General features: G+C 67.2%; 19 protein-coding genes and 1 pseudogene. 12 read left to right on the forward strand and 8 right to left on the reverse strand.

The genetic code is table 11. The features are described 5' to 3' along the window. The first annotated feature begins 550 nt into the window (after positions 1 to 550). Entirely contained in the window at positions 551 to 2,554 is a 2,004-nt protein-coding gene (gene pdeR / locus F3J14_RS17395; RefSeq protein WP_166724050.1) for a cyclic di-GMP phosphodiesterase, read from the forward strand. 54 nt (positions 2,555 to 2,608) lie between these two features. On the opposite strand, the gene F3J14_RS17400 is transcribed toward pdeR, so the two are convergent. After that, the gene (locus F3J14_RS17400) at positions 2,609 to 3,472 is read right to left on the reverse strand and encodes a crotonase/enoyl-CoA hydratase family protein (protein ID WP_166724051.1); all 864 of its coding nucleotides are present in this window, start codon (positions 3,470 to 3,472) and stop codon (positions 2,609 to 2,611) included. Positions 3,473 to 3,906: 434 nt separating this feature from the next. Between F3J14_RS17400 and F3J14_RS17405 the strand changes: the two genes are divergently transcribed. The 3 genes from F3J14_RS17405 to F3J14_RS17415 all read left to right on the forward strand — a co-directional run bounded on the left by F3J14_RS17405 (position 3,907) and on the right by F3J14_RS17415 (position 6,742). Then, positions 3,907 to 5,877 carry an APC family permease gene (locus tag F3J14_RS17405; protein WP_166724052.1) on the forward strand — a complete coding sequence of 657 codons (1,971 nt, stop codon included), beginning with the start codon at positions 3,907 to 3,909 and terminating at the stop codon, positions 5,875 to 5,877. Between the two features lie 105 nt (positions 5,878 to 5,982). Further along, complete coding sequence (locus F3J14_RS17410; RefSeq protein WP_166724053.1) at positions 5,983 to 6,168, forward strand: hypothetical protein; 186 nt, start codon at positions 5,983 to 5,985, stop codon at positions 6,166 to 6,168. A 253-nt stretch (positions 6,169 to 6,421) separates the two neighbouring features. Then, entirely contained in the window at positions 6,422 to 6,742 is a 321-nt protein-coding gene (locus F3J14_RS17415; protein WP_166724066.1) for a DUF1840 domain-containing protein, read from the forward strand. Between the two features lie 112 nt (positions 6,743 to 6,854). On the opposite strand, the gene F3J14_RS17420 is transcribed toward F3J14_RS17415, so the two are convergent. From F3J14_RS17420 to F3J14_RS17430, 3 genes and pseudogenes are all read right to left on the reverse strand, one after another. Next, entirely contained in the window at positions 6,855 to 7,013 is a 159-nt protein-coding gene (locus F3J14_RS17420; RefSeq protein WP_166724054.1) for a hypothetical protein, read from the reverse strand. Between the two features lie 45 nt (positions 7,014 to 7,058). Next, a pseudogene (locus F3J14_RS36210) lies at positions 7,059 to 7,339 on the reverse strand (hypothetical protein). Between the two features lie 98 nt (positions 7,340 to 7,437). After that, complete coding sequence (locus F3J14_RS17430) at positions 7,438 to 7,623, reverse strand: hypothetical protein (RefSeq protein WP_166724055.1); 186 nt, start codon at positions 7,621 to 7,623, stop codon at positions 7,438 to 7,440. 330 nt (positions 7,624 to 7,953) lie between these two features. Here F3J14_RS17430 and F3J14_RS17435 point away from each other — a divergent pair, with 330 nt between their 5' ends. Together F3J14_RS17435 and F3J14_RS17440 are read left to right on the forward strand one after the other, a co-directional pair. Continuing rightward, a complete protein-coding gene (locus F3J14_RS17435) occupies positions 7,954 to 9,858 on the forward strand; it encodes a DUF3857 and transglutaminase domain-containing protein (RefSeq protein WP_166724056.1) in 1,905 nt (634 codons plus the stop codon). Between the two features lie 76 nt (positions 9,859 to 9,934). After that, the gene (locus F3J14_RS17440) at positions 9,935 to 10,102 is read left to right on the forward strand and encodes a hypothetical protein (RefSeq protein WP_165752471.1); all 168 of its coding nucleotides are present in this window, start codon (positions 9,935 to 9,937) and stop codon (positions 10,100 to 10,102) included. Between the two features lie 86 nt (positions 10,103 to 10,188). On the opposite strand, the gene F3J14_RS17445 is transcribed toward F3J14_RS17440, so the two are convergent. Beyond that, positions 10,189 to 11,223, reverse strand: a complete 1,035-nt coding sequence (locus F3J14_RS17445; RefSeq protein WP_166724057.1) for an AraC family transcriptional regulator — start codon at positions 11,221 to 11,223, stop codon at positions 10,189 to 10,191. 70 nt (positions 11,224 to 11,293) lie between these two features. Between F3J14_RS17445 and F3J14_RS17450 the strand changes: the two genes are divergently transcribed. Next, positions 11,294 to 12,505 (forward strand): MFS transporter, encoded by a 1,212-nt coding sequence (locus F3J14_RS17450; protein ID WP_166724058.1) that lies wholly within the window; start codon positions 11,294 to 11,296, stop codon positions 12,503 to 12,505. A gap of 144 nt (positions 12,506 to 12,649) precedes the next feature. Here the strand turns inward: F3J14_RS17450 and F3J14_RS17455 are convergent, their stop codons facing one another. Both F3J14_RS17455 and F3J14_RS17460 read right to left on the reverse strand, forming a co-directional pair. Continuing rightward, positions 12,650 to 13,417, reverse strand: a complete 768-nt coding sequence (locus tag F3J14_RS17455) for an isocitrate lyase/phosphoenolpyruvate mutase family protein (protein ID WP_166724059.1) — start codon at positions 13,415 to 13,417, stop codon at positions 12,650 to 12,652. After that, complete coding sequence (locus tag F3J14_RS17460) at positions 13,404 to 14,459, reverse strand: saccharopine dehydrogenase NADP-binding domain-containing protein (protein ID WP_166724060.1); 1,056 nt, start codon at positions 14,457 to 14,459, stop codon at positions 13,404 to 13,406. Before F3J14_RS17460 ends, F3J14_RS17455 begins: the two co-directional genes overlap by 14 nt. A 119-nt stretch (positions 14,460 to 14,578) precedes the next feature. On the opposite strand from F3J14_RS17460, the gene F3J14_RS17465 reads away from it, so the two are divergent. Beyond that, complete coding sequence (locus tag F3J14_RS17465) at positions 14,579 to 15,172, forward strand: TetR/AcrR family transcriptional regulator (protein WP_166724061.1); 594 nt, start codon at positions 14,579 to 14,581, stop codon at positions 15,170 to 15,172. Positions 15,173 to 15,202: 30 nt separating this feature from the next. Here the strand turns inward: F3J14_RS17465 and F3J14_RS17470 are convergent, their stop codons facing one another. Beyond that, positions 15,203 to 15,670: a MarR family transcriptional regulator gene (locus F3J14_RS17470; RefSeq protein WP_166724062.1), complete on the reverse strand. Its 468-nt coding sequence runs from the start codon at positions 15,668 to 15,670 to the stop codon at positions 15,203 to 15,205. A gap of 82 nt (positions 15,671 to 15,752) precedes the next feature. On the opposite strand from F3J14_RS17470, the gene F3J14_RS17475 reads away from it, so the two are divergent. The 4 genes from F3J14_RS17475 to F3J14_RS17490 form a co-directional block, all read left to right on the forward strand. Then, positions 15,753 to 16,121, forward strand: coding sequence for a YciI family protein (locus F3J14_RS17475; protein WP_166724063.1), 369 nt, complete (start codon positions 15,753 to 15,755; stop codon positions 16,119 to 16,121). Between the two features lie 96 nt (positions 16,122 to 16,217). Next, positions 16,218 to 16,835, forward strand: a complete 618-nt coding sequence (locus F3J14_RS17480; RefSeq protein ID WP_166724064.1) for a glutathione S-transferase family protein — start codon at positions 16,218 to 16,220, stop codon at positions 16,833 to 16,835. Between the two features lie 134 nt (positions 16,836 to 16,969). After that, entirely contained in the window at positions 16,970 to 19,783 is a 2,814-nt protein-coding gene (gene vgrG, locus F3J14_RS17485; protein WP_247682236.1) for a type VI secretion system Vgr family protein, read from the forward strand. Positions 19,784 to 19,825: 42 nt separating this feature from the next. Further along, positions 19,826 to 20,084 (forward strand): hypothetical protein (locus F3J14_RS17490; RefSeq protein ID WP_166724065.1); only part of this gene is annotated, 259 nt, incomplete at its 3' end.

Raw genomic sequence — 20,084 nt, forward strand, 5'->3', positions numbered from 1 at the left:
CGATATATTCACTTGCATCGATCGGCGCGATATTGCCACGCGTATGGGAATAAAGACGCGCATTCCCGCATAAACGGAAATGGAAATTCCGCGCTTCCACGCTCGGCTCAATGCGATCCGACCCCCGCGGAATGCGTTATGGCCGAGCGGTGCGGGGCGATCGAAATTTCCCGCAAACGCCCGTCCGGCGGGGTTCTCGGCTGATCCTGCCGGCCGGCTTCGGGGCCCTGCGCCGGCCCGCGCACATCCCGCCAATCACGAAAAAGCTGCTGTGCCAATCGAGTCCCGATTCCTTGACACCCCCTTCCGAATGTGAGTGCCATTCTTGATTGTCATTTGATAAGATGGGTTCCATCATTCGTTTGGAAAAACCTGTGCGCGACATGCGCAAACGCCGGGTCGCATTGGTTGGAAACAATTACGGAACGAGGGCCGCTGTCAGGGCCGTCACGACTGCCCCGCCGGGTACGCGCGCTGCGCGCCGGGGGATCGGGAGCGGCCAGCTCGCCTCCGTCTACACTGTGCGTTTTTTCTGGATCGGGGCGTGTCCATGGATGACGAAAACGATAGCGCGGTGCTTGAAGCGCACGTCGGTACGCGCAGCCCCTGCTGGCGTCTCGGCAGCGACAGCAATGCGCTGGAGCTGGCCGCCGTTCGCGGCTTGACCAACGTCGCGGTGGCGCTGACCAGCGAACAGGCCGCGCGGATCCGCGCGCTCACCGGCGTCACGTCGCATCTCGTGCTCGACCTTGCGCTGTTCGGCGACACGGTCAGCCTTCATCTGGTCGGCCGGAAGGTCGATACCTCGAACTGGGCCGGCACGGCCTCCGCCTATTCCGATACCCAGTCGGTTGCGAGCGACCTCTCGCATGGGCTCGCGTTCGCCGAGCAGGTCGTGTCCGAAGTGAATTCGCTCGTCGTGATCCTCGACCGCAACGGCATGGTGCAGCGCTTCAATCGCCTGTGCGAGGAGGTGACGGGCAAGCGCGAGGTCGACGTGATCGGCCGCAGCGCGTTCGAGCTGTTCATGAGCCCCGAGCAGGGCGCGCAGTCGCGCACCAACATCACCGGCTTTTTCGCGAGCAACCGTTCGTTCGCGGTCGAGCGCTACATCAACACGGTCAACGGCCCGCGCCTGTTCCAGTTCCGCAACAAGTTCGTGCAGAGCGGCAGCGGCATCGACGAGCAGTACCTGATCTGCTCGGGCATCGACGTGACCGAGGAGCGCAACGCGCAGCTGCGGCTCAGCGAACTCGCGAACACCGACATGCTGACCGGCCTGCCGAACCGCCACGCGATCAGCGAGCGCATCGGCGCGGCGCTGGCCGCGGATCGTACCGACATGCGCGGCCAGGTCGGCATCCTGTTCCTCGATCTCGACAACTTCAAGCGCGTCAACGATCACTACGGGCACATCACCGGCGACCGCCTGCTGCAGGACGTGTCCACGATCATCAGCGGCTGCCTGCCGTCCGGTGCGACGCTCGCGCGGCTCGGCGGCGACGAGTTCCTGGTGCTGTTCGAGCACGGCACGCGGCCGCTGCTCGAAGCGACCGCGCAGATCATCCTCGAACGGCTGCGCACGCCGATCCACCTCGGGCTGATGGAGGTCTACACGAGCTGCTCGATCGGCATCGCGATGTATCCGCAGCACGGCGATTCGCTCGAAACGCTGATCCGCAGCGCCGACACCGCGATGTATGTCGCGAAGGAAGAAGGCAAGCATACGTATCGCGTGTTCTCGCTGGAGATGAACCAGAAGGTCGCGATGTACATGTGGCTCGACACGAACCTGCGCAAGGCGCTCGAGGAGGAGCAGTTCGTGCTGCACTACCAGCCGGTCATCGACCTCGCGACCGGCGACGTGCACGCCGTCGAGGCGCTGATCCGCTGGCAGTCGCCCGATCGCGGGCTCGTCGCGCCGGTCGAGTTCATCCACTTCGCGGAGGAGTCGGGGCTGATCGCGCCGCTCGGACGCTGGGTGATGCGCACCGCGGCTGCACAGGCCGCCGCATGGAAGGCGAAGGGGCTCGACGTGCGGATCGCGGTGAACGTGTCCGCCCGGCAACTGCAGGACATGAACATCGTCCATCAGTTCGCGTCGATTCTCGCCGGTGCGGGGCTGAAGCCGAGCCTCGTCGACATCGAGCTCACCGAAAGCAGCTTCATCGAGGACGAAGAATCGGCGCACGAGCTGATGAAGGAGTTCCGCGAACTCGGCGCGAAGATTCACCTCGACGATTTCGGCACCGGTTATTCGTCGCTGTCGCAGCTGTCACGGCTGCCGCTCGATTCGATCAAGCTCGATCGCAGCTTCATCACGGGCATCGACCGCAACCCGCGCTCGCAGGCGCTGGTGCGCTCGGTCGTGTCGCTCGCGCGGGCGCTGAGTTTCTCGGTCGTCGCCGAAGGCGTCGAGACGCATGGGGAAGCGGATTTCCTCAAGCAGATCGACGTCGACCACGCGCAGGGTTTCTACTTCGCGCGGCCGATGCCGGCCCAGGCGTTCGAGGCCTGGCTCGCGGAAACGAGAAAGCTCAGGCTGATCGCCTGAGCCTCCCCGCAAGACGGCGCGCCGCCCGCTACGCGGCGGCGCGCGCCACTCACGTCACACCGTGCGCAGCTTCGACACGCGCCGGTTCTGCAGCATCACCAGGCGTTCCATGTACGCGAGATCCTTCGGCTCGATCGTGAACGCCGCGTGAACCCATTCCTCGGTGATGTCCATCAGCTCGGAACGCGTGATCTGGAACACGCGCTCGCGTGCGCGCAGCATCGCGCGGATGCCGTTCAGCTTCGGCTTCGTCACGTCGATGAAGGTGCGCGTCGCGAGATACGCGTCGCCCGGCTCGAACGTCTGGTCGACCAGCCCGCGATCCTCGTACCACTCGGCCGCATGCGCCTCGCCGGACGAGATCAGCGATTCCGCGAGCCCGCGGTCCGCCTTGCGCGCGACCAGCGAGTAGCCGCCCATGCCCGGGAACAGGTTGAACGCGATCTCGGGAAAGCCGAGCTTTGCGCCCTTCTGCGCGAGCATGTAGTGGTGCGCGAGGGCGGCTTCGAAGCCGCCGCCCAGCGCGCTGCCCTCGACCATCGCGATCGAGATCGCACCGGTGCCGAAGCCCGTGTAGATCTCGTACACGCCGTCGATGCACGAGCGTGCGTAGGCCATCAACTGATCGCGGCGGCCGCTGCGGATCGCGTCGACGAAGAAGCTCAGGTCGCCGCCGACGTTGAACAGCTCGGGCACGAGCGAACCCGTCACCCAGAAGTCGAACGGCAGGCCGGAGTCGCGTGCGACGCGCGCGAGATGGATGATGTCGGTGACGAGTTGCTGGTTGAAGCACGGCCGCGGCTCCGATCGCAGCATCATCCACATGACGTTGCGGCCTTCTTCGTAGAACGCGGTCAGTTGCGTGAGTTCACCTGCTTCGTAAAACGGACGGCACGCCGGATGAGATTGGAGTTGCATGGTAGGTCCTCGTGAAATGTGGTTTTGCAAAGAGCACCGCGGCCGGCGCCGTGGACAAATGCCCCCGCACGCCGCCGGCCGCGAGGCACCGCCATTGTTGCGCGCACACAAAAGCCGAAATGCGGGGAACAACGCACGACCGGGACGCGGAAGGGCAGCGCGTTCGATGCGAACCGTGCGAGCGACCGGATCGATGCGATCGCTCGGCGGGAGAACATGGGGGGAGGCGGTGAGGCGAGGCAGTGTGACGAGGCGATGACGATCGGCGCGGGCACGCCGTCCGGGGAGACGTGTGGCGTGTCGGTCGCTTACGCGCTGAAAGCGACGCCGCGCCGTCGATCGCGTCTCATGGAATGTGCGGACTGGTGCGGCGGCCGGGTGTCGGCTAGCGTTAGAGGATGACGCCGCCGCGCCCGGCGCTCCGGGAGGGGACCATGACCGCACTCCAGAAGATGTGGCAGCTGCTCGTCGGCAAGCCGCTGGACCCGCTCGATCCGCGCACGCGCCATGCGATCGCCGTGACGCCGTTGCTGGCCTGGGTCGGGCTCGGCGCCGACGGCCTGTCGTCGTCGTGCTACGGCCCGGAGGAGGCATTCCTCGCGCTCGCGCACCACACGCCGCTCGCGCTGTTCCTGGCGCTCGCCACGGCCGCGACCGTGTTCATCATTGCGCTTGGCTACAATCAGGTGATCGAACTGTTCCCGACCGGCGGCGGCGGCTATCGCGTCGCGACGTCGCTGCTCGGCTCGAAGCCGGGCCTCGTGTCGGGCGCTGCGCTGCTGGTCGACTACGTGCTGACCGTCGCGACGTCGCTCGCGAGCGGCGTCGACGCGTTCTTCAGCCTGCTGCCGGTCAGTGCGCAGGCGTTCAAGCTCGCCACCGAGATCGTGCTGATCCTGCTGATGACGGGGCTCAACTTCCGCGGGATGCGCGAATCGATCATGGTGATGCTGCCGATCTTCATCGGCTTCGTCGTGCTGCATTTCGGGCTGATCGTGTATGGCGTCGCGGTGCACGGCGGCAACCTCGCGACGGTCGTGCCCGACGCCGTGCACGAGGCGCACGGGATGTCGCAATCGCTCGGTGTGTTCGTGATGCTCGCGCTGCTGATGCGCGCGTTCTCGCTCGGCGGCGGCACCTATACGGGCCTCGAGGCCGTGTCGAACAACGTGAACATGCTCGCCGATCCGCGCGTGCCGAACGGCAAGGTGACGATGTGGTACATGTCGACGTCGCTCGCGTTCACGGCCGGCGGCATCATCCTGCTGTACATGCTGTGGCACGCGCGGCCCGTCGACGGGCAGACGCTCAACGCGGTCGTGTTCGGCAGCGTGATCGACCATCTCGGGCTCGGCTCCGCTTTCGCACGCCACGCGCTGCTCGCGGCCGTGCTCGCGTTCGAGGCCGGGCTGCTGCTGGTCGGCGCGCAGACGGGGTTCCTCGACGGGCCGGCCGTGCTGTCGAACATGGCGTCGGACTCGTGGGTGCCGCGCCATTTCCGCGACCTGTCGACACGCCTCGTGCGGCAGAACGGCATCGTGGTCGTCGGCCTGTCGGGCCTCCTGATCCTGCTGTGGACGCACGGCAGCGTCGACGTGCTGGTCGTGCTGTACAGCATCAACGTATTTCTCACGTTCAGCTTGTCGCTGCTCGGGCTGTGCACGTACTGGTGGCGCCATCGCAGCGAGCGCGGCTGGTTCAAGCACTTCTTTCTGTCGGCACTCGGGTTCAGCGTGACGGCGACCGTGCTCGTCATCACGCTGATCGAGAAATTCACCGCCGGCGGTTGGCTCACGGTGCTCGTGACGAGCGCGGTGATCGCGCTGTGCATCATGATCAACCGCCACTACGCGTACACGCGTGCGCAGCTCGCGAAGGAAGATGCGCTGTTCTCGGGAGCGCCGCCGGAAGTCGACGAGGCCGCCGCGCCCGGCCGGCCCGATCCGTCGCAGCCGACGGCCGTGCTGCTGGTCGGCAAGCATCGCGGTGCCAGCATGCACGCGCTGCTGTGGGTCAATCGGTTGTTTCCGGGGCACTTCCGCAACGTGATCTTCCTCGCGGTGGGCGAGGTCGACGCGAAGGCGTACGACGGGCACGAGCATCTCGAGCGGCTGCGTCACACGATCACCGAGGCGCTCGACTACTACGTCGCACACTGCCGCCGCAACGGCATCGCGGCCGACTACCGGATCGCATTCGGCACCAACCCGGTGGTCGAATTCATGAACCTCGCGTCGTCGACGCTCGATGCGTATCCGAATGCCGTGTGCTTCGCGAGCAAGCTGATCTTCCGGCGCGTGAATTTCATGACCGCGTGGCTCCACAACCAGACGCCGGTCGAACTGCAGGCGCGACTGCATGTCGAGGGCAGGCAGATGGTGCTGTTGCCGATGAACGTCGGGTAGCGGTGCGGGCGAAACGGCGACTGCGGGCCGATGAACACGACGTCCGGCATGACGAAATCGCGTACACGCTGAACGGCCAAGCCGCTGCCGCAACGCGCTGACCCGATGCCGGACCCGTGCCTGACCGACGCGGACGCGAAGAACCTGCGCAAGACGAGGGAGTCGCGCGTGCAGCGCGACAACGTCGACTGCACGATCACGAACGGGAGCTGCGCGGGCACCACGCGGAAGATCGCGCTGGCCTGTGCGCGCGAACAGGAGCGCGGCAAGCGCGTTGGCGATTGCTGCTGATGCATCGATCTCGCGACACACACATACGGCCACTCTCGCGCCGCGGGCTTGAATGCATCACGGCGTTACATAAAATAGAAATAGGCCTTCGTGCCATCCGGCCTCTACGCCGCAAACGAACCGGCCGCGCGATACGCGCAGGGTGCCGGGCGAACGTCCGGTTCAGGAGAACGGGGGATGGCTGCAGGCCTTGCCGCGACACCGACGGCGGCTAGCGCCGCACAGTCTCGCGAAGACGAGGGAACAAATGACGATGATGGTCACGTTTCGGTCATCCGCCGCACCGGACATCGCGATGTTGCGCGATCTGGCGCAGTACCTGCTGGGACTCGTCGGCAAGGAGCTCGACGTTCGCGGGGTGATTTCCACTGACGAATTGCCGGGCGCGATCGCGCGGCTCGAGCAGGCGATCAGGGATGACGTGGTGCGGGAAAGCGCGCATGAGCGTTCAACACAGGCGCTGCGCACGGAACTGCCGCCGCATGCGGGCGGGCTCGCGCAACGCGCGTGGCCGCTGCTGGACATGATGCGTGCGGCCCACGAACAGGGCCGGCACGTGATGTGGGGTGTGTAGGCGCGCGACGCGCGCCGGCTGCCCGGGAACCGGACCTCCGCTGCAAGGCCGACTGCGTGGCGTCGCAAGACGCCATACCGTCGGCCGTTTTTTTGCGCGGGGCGCTTTCCGCTTACGAATGGTGGTGCGTATGCGAGCGTTCCGAGCGCCGCGACGTCCGGTGCAGGAGCCGGTCACGTATGCGCTCGCGGCTGCGCTGCTCCGCGAAGAACAGCACCGCGAACATGAGGACCGCGAGCAGCAGGATGATCGCGACGATACCGTTTTCCATGTCGCCTCCGGCAGGTTGGGGAGCGATGGATGCCATCGGCCGGCGTCAGCCGGTCGGCATGGGCATCACGAGGCCGGTGAGCTTCGTATCGATGAAGCGCTTGGCCAGTGCGATCGCGACCCGGACCGCATCCGCGTCGTTGCGGAACACGTGGTGGCCGGGGGAGAGCAGATGCGCGTCGTGCCGGCCCGCCGGCATCGCGCCGGCACACGACGGCGAGCGGCGGGTACCGCGCCGAGCGGGAGGCCTTCGCCGGCCACCGGATCGACCCGCGCGCCCGCGCGGATCTCATATTGATGGTAGGTCAGACAGAGCGCCGACTCCATTTCTGATTCCCTTCACGGGCGGCGGGCGTTCCGACCCCGCGCCGCGAACGCGCACGTGGCAGCAGGCGCGCGGCGCACGAACGAGGGCCGGGCCGCATTCACGTCAGCATCGGCATCGCTTCGATCAGCGCGATCCCGAGCAGCGCGCCGATCGCGGCGCCGACCAGCTTCGGATGCCACCGCTCGAGATGCAGCGCCATGAGCAGCGCCCCGATCAGGATCACGCCCAGCAGCGCGAACGCGATCACTAGATAACCGATTTCGAAATCGTTGTTGATCAGCATGTTGTCTCCTTCCCCATGCAGGCGTGTCGAATTCGCGGGATCGTCATTCGTTTCGGCGACGTCGCACGCACGTTTTCACTGTCTGAATTATGTGTCACAACATGATATAAAAAGCGGTCGTACACGGAGCGGATCGTGAAAGTACGACCGCCGGCCTGCATCACGCGTGCGGCGCTTTCCCCCCGCATCGTGCGTGCCCGCGCGGCCGGCCGCGCCGCGGCTTGACGCTCGCGGGCACGTCAACCACACTGGGTTGAACGACGGGGCGCGGCGCGCGGATGCGTGCCCGTCGCATCCCGACATGAACACGAACGCGCGGAGAGCTTCGACGTGGTGCGTTTTCCGTTCCGACCGACCGGCCGCCTGCCGCACGGCGCCGCCGCGTTCGCGGTGGCCGCCGCCGTTGCCGCGCTCGCGCGTCCCGCGTTGGCCGATTCGGGTGACGAAGCGCCTGTCACGCTCGTCAGCGATGTCCACGTATTCGTGATACAGCACGACGGCTCGCTCGACGAGGAAGACGATTCGACACTGCGCGCGAACGATGCGAACGGGATCGACGCGATCGCGCAGCGCTACGTCTGGTTCGACAAGAACCTGGAGAAGGTCGACCTGGTCGCGGCCGAGACGATCGATCGCGGCGGCGTCGCGCATCCGGTCGGGCCCGACGGCATCCGCGACGTCCAGGAGCCGCGTTCGGCCGGCGCGCCGACCTTCCAGGACGGCCTGCTGCGCACCGTCGTGTTTCCCGGCGTCGAGGCCGGGTCGAGCACGCGCATCGCGTTCCGCAAGGCGCGCACGAAGCCCGTCAACGCCGGTTACTTCGGCTACTACGTCGAACCGTCGCGCGAGCCGGTGGAGAACCAGCGGCTGATCTTCGACGTGCCGGCGGACATGCCGCTGCATGCGGACGCGCGCGGCTACGTCGCGCTGCCGCCTGTCACGGCGAACGGCCGCACGCGCTATACGTTCGATTACCGGCACGGCGCGTACGACCGGATCGAGAGCGGCTCGGTCGGCTATCCGACCTACGGCGACCGGCTCGTGGTGTCCACGCTGCCCGACTATGCGGCGTTCGCCGGGCGCTACCGCAACGCGGCCGTCGATCCGGGCGCGAACGATCCGGCCGTCGTGCAGCTGGCGCGCGCGCTCACCGCCGACGCCGCCGATCCGCACGACAAGGCGCGCCTCCTGTATGACTGGGTGCAGGCGAACGTGCGTTACGTCGCGCTTTTTCTCGGCGAGACGGCCGCCGCGCCGCATCGCGTGACGGACATCCTGCGCAACCGCTACGGCGACTGCAAGGACCACGTCGCGCTGTTCGGCGCGTTGCTCGCGGCGGTCGGCATCCGCAGCGAACCGGTGCTGATCAACCTCGGCTCCGTGTACACGCTGCCCTCCGTGCCCGGCTACGGCGGCGGCGCGATCAATCATGCGATCACGTGGCTGCCCGGTCTCGGCCTCTACGCGGACACCACGACGAGCGGCATCGCGTTCGGCTATCTACCGCCGATCGTGATGGACCGGCCGGCGCTGCTCGTCGACTCCGGCGTGCTGTCGCGCACGCCGGCCACGCAGCCGAAGCGCCGCACCGCGCGCGTGGAGATCGATGCGGCGCAACCGGGCGCCGCGCGGTTTCACGCGCTCGTCGTGGACGACGGCTGGACCGCGGAGCTCGAACGCACGCTGTTTCGCCGCGCGCCGCCCGAGCGCGTGCGGCAGCTCGCGAACGAACGCCTGCGGCAAAGCGGCTTGCGGGGCCGCGCACGGATCTCGACCGGCGATCGCCGCGCGACGGACGGGCCGTTCGACGTGACGTATGACGGCACGCTCGATCACGTCGTGTGGCCGGACGGCACGACCGCCGTGCCCGCGCTGTCGAGCGTCACGGGCGGCATCGCGACGCAGGTCGAGGGGTGGCTGGCCGAACCGGTGCGCACGCAGCCGTGGGTATGTCTCGGCGGCACGTTCGACGAGACCGGCCAGATCGCGCTGCCGGCCGGCGTTGCGGTGACCGACCTGCCGACCGATACGGCCGTGCACGACCGCTTCGTCGACTTCACGTCGCACTACGTATTCGATGCGGCCGCGCACGTCGTGCAGGTCACGCGCCGGATGACGGCGACGTTCGGCCGGCAGGTCTGCACGCCCGACGAGTTCACGGCGCTGCGCGCGTCGCTCGAACGCATCGAGCGCGACACGCAGGCGCAGATCGTCGTGCGGGCAAGGCAACGTTGAACGCCGGGCGCGGCGCATGCGGCGCTCGGCACGATCGGACGCGCGGCCGGACTCGGCCGACGCGCGGGAGACGAACATGACGAAGCGGGAAGAGGAAATCGCCGACCTGTCGAAGGAATTGCTGGGCCGGATCGTGCAGGGCGCGATGATGAGCGGCGCGCCGGTGGATGCGCAACAGTGCGCGGCGCTGGCCGTGCGCTGCGCGACCGCGTTGGTCGATCGGCTTGAAGCACGCAGCGGCTGAGCGGAGTCGACGCAGGCGAAGACGGAGCGAGCGAAGCCGGGGCGACTCGACAGGTGTTCGCCCAGGCCCGCGTTGTATGTGACGCGTTACACGTCGGCGTGCGTGTCGCCTTCCGCGCGCACCGCGCCCGGCGGCCGTCCGACCACGCGCTTGAACGCCCGGCTGAACGCGGCGAGCGACCCGTAGCCGAGCCGGTACGCAACGGCCTCGATCGTCTCGCGGTCGCGTGCGATCCACTGCGCGGCGAGCCGCATCCGCAGCTCGGTCAGGTAGCGCACGGGCGTCATCCCGGTGGCCGCGAGAAAGCGCTCCGCGAACACCGAGCGTGACACGCCCGCTTCGGCGGCCAGTTCCGACACGCTCCAGTTGCGCCCCGGATCGCGATGCAACGCGACGATCGCGCGGCCGAGCTTCGGTTCGCGCAGCGCCTGCACCCAGCCCGTTGCGTCGCCGCATCCGCACTCGACCCAGCCGCGCACGATGAACGCGGCGACCACGTCGGCGAGCCGCGCGAGGATGCCCGCGAAGCCCGCGCGTTCGGCGCATGATTCGCGCTCCATCGCGTCGAGCATCGGACGGATTTCCGGGTAGCGCGCGAGCAGCGTGCCGACGTGCATGAACTCCGGCATCGTCCCGACGAGCGGCTGCATGCCGCCGAGATCGAGCTCCATGCACGCGCTGAAGATCAGCGCGTCGCCGGCGGCCGGCTCCGCCGGGGCGCACGACGTCGCGGCCACCGACGCGACCGTGTCGCAGATCTTCGCGACCTCGAACCCGCCGATCTCGCGGCACGGCGCATCCGGATCGGACACCAGCGCATGCGTGCGGCCGTGCGGCAGCAGGATCGCGTCGCCGGCCTCGAGCCGCACCATCGTGCCGGCCGCGTCGCGCAGCAGCACGGGCCCGCGCCCGACGAAATGGAACTGCGCGCGGCCCGGCGCATGGCCGAAGCTCAGCCCGAACGGCCGCGGCACCTGGATCCGGCGGTACTGCACGCCGCTCAGGCGCATGCCCAGCAGCAACTCGCTGACGAGGTCGTGCACGTCGGGCACGGGGGGAAGCAGGGGCTCGGCCATTTTGAGATTCGGACGATCGATCAACAAGAACGGATTGTATGTCATAGACCGTCCTGCCGTGGTTCCCTACGATAGGCCGTCATCAGTATTTTCCCTATATCACTCGGAACGACGCATGAACCCCGGAATCTCCTCTGCCGCCGCCCCGGCGGCTCCCCGCGCCCCGGCCTGGGGTGCCGTCTTCGCGATGACGCTCGGCGTGTTCGGCCTCGTCACCGCCGAATTCCTGCCCGCGAGCCTGCTCACGCCGATGGCCGACAGCCTCGGCGTGACCGAAGGCGTGGCCGGCCAGGCCGTCACGGCCACCGCGACGGTCGCGCTCGTCACCAGCCTGCTGATCTCGGCGCTGACGCGCACGATCGACCGCCGGCGCGTGCTGCTCGCGTTCTCCTTGCTGCTCGTCGCATCGAATCTCGCGGTCGCGTTCGCGCCCGACCTGACGACGCTGCTGATCGGCCGCGTCGTGCTCGGCGTCGCGCTCGGCGGTTTCTGGACGATGGCGACGGCCACCGCGATGCGGCTCGTGCCGACTGCGATGGTGCCGCGCGCGCTGTCGATCATCTTCAGCGGCGTGGCGGTCGCGACGATCGCGTCGGCGCCGATGGGCAGCTACTTCGGGCACCTGATCGGCTGGCGCAACGTGTTCCTGATCGCGGCCGGGCTCGGCGGCGTCGCGTTCGTGTCGCAGGTGATGACGCTGCCGTCGATGCCGCCGAGCGGCACGACGCGGCTGCGCACGCTCGTCGACGTGCTGCGTCGGCCGACCGTCGGCCTCGGAATGTTCGCGACGATCCTCGTGTTCACCGGGCATTTCGCGTTCTTCACGTATCTGCGGCCGTTCCTCGAACAGGTCGCCGGCGTCGGCGTGAACGGGCTGTCGGCGATCCTGCTCGGCTACGGGATCGCGAACTTCGTCGGCACGTCGCTCGCGGGCCGCGTGCTCGAACACCGGCTGCGGCCGATGCTGATCGGGATGCCGGCGCTGATGGTCGTGCTCGGCATCGCGCTCGTCGCGCTCGGCCGAGCGCCGATGATCGACGCGGTGCTCGTCGCGTTGTGGGGGATGGCGTTCGGCGGCGTGCCGGTCGCCTGGTCGACGTGGGTCACGCGCACCGTGCCCGATGAAGCCGAGAGCGCGGGCGGCCTGATCGTCGCGGCGATCCAGCTCGCGATCGCGACGGGCGCGGCGGCCGGCGGCGTCGTGTTCGACGCGAACGGCGCGGGCGGCGTGTTCCTGGGCGCGGCCGCGGTGCTGGCCGTCGCGGTCGCGACGATCGTGACCGGCGTGCCGAAGCGGGTGGACGTCGCGCGGGCGCTGGCCGAGTGACGGATCGCGGCGGGCCGGCGCGCGCGATCGCGCATCGGCCCGCTGCTCGTGCGATGCGCGCCGCCGGAATGGCGGCGCGACACCTGAAGTTTGGGACGGCGATTGCATCGGATGTAATCGTCCGCGGTCCGCCCCGGGCAACGGCTAGCCGCCTTGCTTCACCACCGCCGCAAGCGCCTTCATCGCCTGCAGGTAAGGGTACGGTCCGTGACTGATGCGCGCAACGCCGTACTGCGCGAGTTCGGCGAGCGTCGGCGTGTCGGCCACGCGCATGATGTTCACGGGCAGCGGCGACGCGGCCGTCAGCGCGCGAATCAGCGCCGGCGATTGCAGGCCCGGCACGAACAGGCCGTCGGCGCCCGCCGCCGCGTACGCGCGTGCGCGGGTCAGCACGTCGTCCAGAAGCCGTTCGTCGTGCGTGTCGGCCGCGGCCTTGAAGAACACGTCGGTGCGCGCGTTGATGAAGTAGCCGATGTCCGCGCGATCGGCCGCCTGCCGGGCCGCCGCGAGACGCGCGGCCGCGTCGTCGACGGTGCGCAGTTCGCCCGTCGCCGGAAAGCTGTCCTCCAGATTGCAGCCGATCGCGCCGGCCTCGATGCTGCGCGCGATCGTGTCGGCCACCTCTTCCAGCCGCTCGCCGTACCCGCTTTCGAGATCGACGGTGACGGGCAGGTCGGTCGCTTGCGCGATCCGCGCGAGCACTTCCATCACGAGCGCTTTCGGCATCTGCTCGCCGTCGGCGAACCCGTTGGCGACCGCGACCGACCAGCTGCCCGTCGCCAGCGCGACGCCACCCGCGTCGGCCACCGTGCGCGCGCTGCCGGCGTCCCACACGTTGAACAGCGCGAGCGGCTCGCCCGCGCGATGAAGCGAACGGAAATACGCGGCTTTTTCCTTCTTATTGCGACTCATGCTCGTCCCTCCGGTTGAAATGCCGATCGGTGATCGTATCGAACGATACGTCGATGGTGTCGAGCGCCGCGAGAAAATCGCGCGCGTCGAACAGTTCGCCCAGGCTGCGTACGCCGCCCGACGTCAGTGTACGGCCGCTCAGCAGGCGGACCGTCGCCTCGACGATGATCGGCGCGCTGACCGCATAGATGTCGCGTCCCGACGCGGTCGCGCGATGCGTGATGCCGTTCTGCACGACGACGGCGTCCATCACGAATTGCTGCGCCGAGCGGCCGAGCGCGTCGACCGGTTGCGGCGGCGGCGTGCCGGCATCGCGGACATCGCGCAGTGCGAGCGTCGCGAGCCAGGACTCGATCGTATCGATGCGCAGATGACGCGCGAGTGTCATCACTTCCGAGAACGGCAGCAGTGTCACGTCGACGTCGCCGAGCGGTGACGGAAACGGCCAGCGGCGCTCGCGTGCCGTCGACGGCACCGCGGTCGGCTTGCCGTCCTGCTGAATCAGCCGGATCGCGTGATTGCGCTCGCCGGTCACGCGCGTGCCGCGCGTCGGATGCCAGCTGTCGAGGCCGGTCGCGACGTCGACGCGCTCGATCGGCCGGTGCGGGTCGACGACGGCCGTCACGAGCAGGTCGGCCAGGCCGCCGTAGAACGCGGCGGCCGGCACGAGCGTCACACCGGCGGCGCGTGCGCGGGCGTCGCGCTGATCGGTCAGTGTCTGAACGGACGGCTGCTCGGCCGTCAGGTCGAGATACGGGATACCGGCGCGCAACGCCGCATCGGCGAGCGGCAGCGCGGTATCGAGGTAGGGGCCCGCGCAGTTGATCACCGCGTGCGCGCCGCGCAAGGCGGCGTCGAGCGCGGCCGGATCGTCGACCGATGCGACGCGCCACGGCGCCGCGTCGTTGCCGCCCTTCGCGAGCCGCGCGGCATCGCGCCCGATGCGCATCGCGCCGAGGCCGCGCCGTTCCAGTTCGGCGACGACAAACCGCCCGGTGTGACCCGTGGCGCCATACACTGCAACCGTCATTCGACCGTCCATGATCCACTCCGATACAGACCGGTTTGTTTTATAGTACAGACCTGTAGCGTCGTCAACCCCGCGGTGCTATCATCGGATGCACTTTTGCGGGACAGGCGGCCCTCGGCGGCCGGGCTTGGATGAAACAGGGAACAGACACGAAGGGGAGCGCGCCCGATACGCGCGAGCGCATTCTGCAAACGGCCAGCGCGCTGTTCTATCGGGAAGGGACGCGGGCGGTCGGCGTGGATTTGATCGTCGCACAGGCGGGCGTCGCGAAGACGAGCCTGTATCGGCATTTCGCGACGAAGGACGACCTGATCGAGGCGTTTCTGCTGCGCGAGGATGCGGATTTCTGGGCGCACTGGGACGCGGTGGCCGCGCGGTACCGGCGTACGCCGCGCGAGGAACTGGATGCGCAGTTGCAGTGGATCGGCGAGCGCATCGAACGGCCCGGTTATCGCGGCTGTCCGCAGATCAACATCGCCGCGGAGTACGCGGACGGCAATCATCCGGCCCGCAAGGTCGCCGTCGCGCACAAGCAGGAATTGCGGCGCCGGCTGACGGAACTGGCGAGCGCGATAGGGATCGACGAACCGCAGACTTACGCGCTGCGGCTCGCGACCGTCATCGACGGCGCGCTCAGCAGCGGGCACGCGCTGCACGCGCACGGCCCCGTGCGCTTCCTGCAGGAGTTCGCGCAACTGCTGATGCCCGCGAAGGGCAGGAAGTGAAGCGCGGGTAGTGCCGGGCCGCGCGCGGCTTCAGCCGCGCGTAGCTGGATCCTCCGACAGCGTGCGCAACTGATCGCGCAACACATCGACTTCTCCCGCCGCGAACGGCTGTTCGATCTCGGCGTGCGTCTGTTGCCACAGCGGGAACGCGTCGGCCAGCAGACGATGGCCGGCCGACGTCAGTTCGAGCAGGCGGCTGCGCTTGTCGTCCGGATTCTGCACGATCGTGACCAGCCCGCGTCGCTCGAGCGGTTTCAACGCGGCGGTCAAGGTGGTGCGATCCATCGCGAGCAGCGACGCGACCGATTTCATCGCGGCCGGTTTCGGCCGGTTCAGCGACATCAATAGCGAAAACTGGCCGTTGGTGAGATCCAGCGGACGCAGCACATCGTCGAAGATGCGCGCGAGATTGCGCGCCGCGCGCTGCATGTGCAGGCACAGGCAGCAATCGCGCACCATCAGCGTCGTTTCGAAAGGAAGCTTTTCATTGCGTGCCATGTTGCAATTGTGTTGATATCAACCTATCTTGTCAAGGGCGAGGAGTGGCAGCCCGCCGTTCCCGCGATCGGACGGAGGAAGCATGAGTGCTCAGCAGCAGTTGTATCTCGCGGTATTCCTCGGCAGCAAGGAGAGCCCGGCCATGAAGGCGTGGATGGCGCTACCGGAGGAGGAGCGGCGCACACGGGAGCGGGAAGGGATCGCCGCGTGGCATGCGTGGGTCGACCGGCATCGTGACGCGATCGTCGAGCTCGGCGGGCCGCTCGGCAAGACTAAGACCGTCGGCAAGGGCGGCGTCACGGACACCGCCAATGCGATGAGCGGCTTTACCGTCGTGCGCGCCGCATCGCATGACGCTGCTGCCGCGCTGTTCGAAGGCCATCCGCATTTCACGCTGTTCCCCGGCGACACGATCGACGTGATGCCGGTGCTCGCGGTGCCCGGCATGTGAACGATCAACCATGAACCATGCAGGGTGCCGCGCGTCGTCGGTGCGCCGCGGCCTGCATGGGGACCCTTTCCCGACATTCTGGATGGAGACACTGCAATGAAGCTTTACGGATTTGCCGGCGCCCGCACGCAACGTGCGCTGTGGGGGCTGAAGGAACTGGACGCGGATTTCGAATTCGTGTCCGTCAACCTGCTCGCGGGCGAGCATAAGCGGCCCGAATTCCTGCACCTCAATCCGGCCGGGAAGGTGCCCGTGCTGGTGGACGGCGACCTCGTGATTCCCGAGTCGGCCGCGATCGTGCTGTATCTCGCGGACAAGTATCCGGAGAAGGCGTTGCTGCCGGCCGATCTCGCGCGGCGTGCCGAGGCCTATCGATGGATCATGTTCGCGGTGACGGAACTCGAGCAGCCGCTGTGGCGCATCACGCGGCATACGTTCATCTATCCGCCCGAGAAGCGCTCGCCGGCCGACATCGAACTGGCGCGTGAGGATTTCAAGGCGATGGCTACGATCCTCGACAAGCATCTCGAAGGGCGTGAATTCATCGTCGGCGATACGCTGACGGTGGCCGATTGCGTGACGGCGTATCTGATCGACTGGGCGAGCGAATGCAACCTGATCGAACCGTTCCCGCAACTGCGCGCGTATCTCGAACGGTTGTATGCGCGGCCGAAGGCGCCGCAGCGGATTGCGGAGGCGCGCAAGGCGGCGTGAGCGGGTGGTTGATCCGGCTTGAGCGCCGGGTCGACCACGAACATTGTTGCGGACTGTTGCCATTCGCTGGACGAGAACGTGGCCATCCTTTATCCCTCAGCTTCCACAAAAAAATCAGTGGCTGAGAGAAAAACATGGCTCGACAACGAAGTGCACAGGGTGCGCTCGCGCAATGGATAACCGGTCGTCAGTCGTATTTCCTGGAGGTGCCGGGGGCGCCTCGGGCGCAGGACCTGTCGATTATGTCGTTCGCGCTCGACGAGCGGCTCGGCGAGCCCTATCGAATCGACCTGACACTGACCAGCCCGGCCCCGCTCGCGCGTACGGACTATCTCAATCGCCCGGCGATCTTCGCGATCGAGCCGGCAGGAGCGGACGGCGCCGTCGACGCCCAGCGTACTTTCGCCGGCTGCATCACCGCATTCGGCCAGATTCGCAAGACCCGCGATTTCGTGTCGTATCGCATCGTTGTCGAGCCGTTCGTCGCTCGCCTGCGTCTCGTCGAAACATCACGCATCTACCAGCAGCGGTCCGTGCCGGAGATCATCGAATCGATCCTGAAGCGGCACGAATTCCGCTCCCATCAGTTCTCTTTCAAGCTGCGGCGCGCCTATCCGCGTCTCGCGTTCCGCATGCAGTACCGGATGTCCGACTGGGACTACATCAGGTTGCTGATGGAACAGACGGGCTTGTTCTGCTTTTTCCGTGCCGGGCAGCATGGCGACGAACTGCATTTCGGCGACGACGTCGATGCCTATACGTATCGTCCGGATGTCGTGATTCCGTATCGTGAGGCAAGCGGTCTCGAAACCGGTCACGAAGCCGTGCTGTCGCTCGAGTCGCTGAGCGAAACAATTCCGCAGTCGGTCAAGGTTGCCGATTACAACCCGGACAAGGCCTACGACCGCTTCAATGCCGAAGTGAATATCGTTCGCGACGATCCGACGACGTGGGGCCGGCATTACGTCTTCGGCACGCATCACCTGGACGGCAACGAAGCCCGGCGCGAAGCGCAGTTGCGTCACGAAGCCGCGGTTGCGTGGCAGGTCGTGTATTCCGGCACGAGTTCGGTGGTGGATTTCGCACCGGGGCTCGTCGCGAAGCTCGACGAGAAGCCGGCCGAGGCGCCGCACGGGATCGTCGTCATTGCCGTGCGTCACGAAGGCGGTCGGGATGCGTCGTACATCAACACGTTCGACGCGATTCCCAGTGGCCGGCCGTTCCGCCTGAAGCTCGACGAACGGCGCTGGCCGGCGATCGCCGGCACGCTGTCGGCGCGCGTCACGGTGCCGGATGCTTCGCCCTATGCGCATCTGACGAGCGCTGGCCTCTACACCGTACGATTCGATTTCGACTTCGACGACTGGGCGGCCGGTGGTGAATCCGTGCCGCTCAGGCTTGCCAAACCGTTCGCTGGTGACAACCAGACAGGATTCCATTTCCCGCTGCTCGTCGATACGGAGGTGGCGGTTGCATTCGTGGGTGGCGATCCAAATCGGCCCTATATCGCGCACGCGCATCATCACAGTCAGGCGGCCGACCTGGTGACGAGCCGGGACGAATTCAATACGCGCAACGTGATCCGCACGCGGGCCAACAACAAGCTTCGTTTCGAGGATCGGAAAGGACGCGAAGGCATCAAGCTGTCGACGGACTACGGCGGCAAGACTCAGGTCAATCTCGGCTATCTCGTCGACAGCCGGAGGGCGACGCGCGGTGAAGGGTTCGAGGTCAGGACCGACGAGCGCGGGGTACTGCGTGCGGGCAAGGGGCTGTTCCTGACGGCCGATGTCCAGTCGAACGCGGGCGGACAGGCTTTCGACATGACGGCGGCTCGCCAGCAACTCGACGCGGCCAAGTCCCGCATGCGCAGCCTGGCCGAAGCGGTCGAGAAGGCACGGGCAACGGTGGCCGCATGCGACGCACAGCAGGCATTGCTCGAGTCGCAGATCAAGGATCTCGAAGCGGCTGTTTTGCTCGCGTCTGCGCCACGCGGTGTGGCGATCACCAGCGGCGAGCACATGCAACTGGCCGCCGGCGGGCATCTGTTCACGACGACGGGCGGCAATGCGGATGCGGCGATCGGCGGCAATTTCACGGTCGCGGCCGGCAATGCGGTATCGATGTATGCGAATGCGCAGGGCATGAAGCTGTACGCGGGCGCTGGCAAGGTCGACGTGCAGGCGCAGGCAGACGCGCTCGAACTCACGGCGCTGAAGGGCGTGATGATCGCGAGCACATCGGATGCGGTGACGCTGAATGCGCAGAAGGCGCTGACGCTGATGTGCGGCGGCGCCTATATCAAGCTCGAAGGCGGAATCGTCGAGATCGGCAGTGCGGGCGAGATCCGGGTGAAAGGGCCATTGAGCGTCGGGCCATCCGCGACCCTGAGGCAGGCGTTGCCGCTGATGCCGGAGCAGGAACAAACGGGCATGCAACTCTGGCATGCGTACCCGAATGGCGAGCCGGTCAGGAACGCGCCGTATCGCGTGACGTTTCCGGACGGTTCGTGGCGCGAGGGCCGGCTCGATGCCAACGGCAGGGGCACGGTAGCGAATGTGCCGCGTGGCGGCGGCGCGGTCGAGTATCTCGAAGAAGACCACGATATTCAGGACAAGGCGCGCAAGTGGGTCGACCCGAAAGGGACGGCGCTGTTTGCGGCGGTTGATCGCGATGCCGGCCAGGCGATGCCTAGTCTCGTCGGGGCAGTGATGGCGGCGGCGGTGCCGGAAAGCGACGCAGTCAAGCAGGGACTGGATGCGGCTGCCTCTATCGGGGCGGCAATATCCGGCGCCGCGGCTGGCGTCGCGAAAGGCGATGGCGCCGCGCTTGCTCGAGCCGCACTCGACCCGGTCGGCCGGCCGGTTGCGAATGCCGCTGCCAACCGTGCGACGGCCTCGGTATCCGATGTCACGCCTGCGCTCGTCAAAACCACCGTGTCGCGTTGATTCACGCTTCGCGTTTTTTCCCGTTCTAGACAGATAACAACCATGACCGGAACCGCCGCACCTTCCACCCCTCAGCGCCAGATTCCGAAGGCACTTCTTCAGAATGCCGAAGCACGGCGCGTCATCGTCAGCCCGGTTCCCGCGCCCGGGACGTCGCCGACGCTGATCTCGGCCGACGCCGAAGCGGTCGGCAATCACGGCCTCGAAATCTTCGTGCAGTGCCTGTACATGGTGCCGTTCGTCGGCAATGCGATGTCGCTGTACGACGTCGGCGTCGATATCTACCGGATCTGCAGCGAGC

Origin of the sequence: Burkholderia sp. Tr-862, assembly GCF_011753085.1 — a bacterium.
In the GTDB taxonomy this organism is placed as follows: domain Bacteria; phylum Pseudomonadota; class Gammaproteobacteria; order Burkholderiales; family Burkholderiaceae; genus Burkholderia; species Burkholderia ambifaria.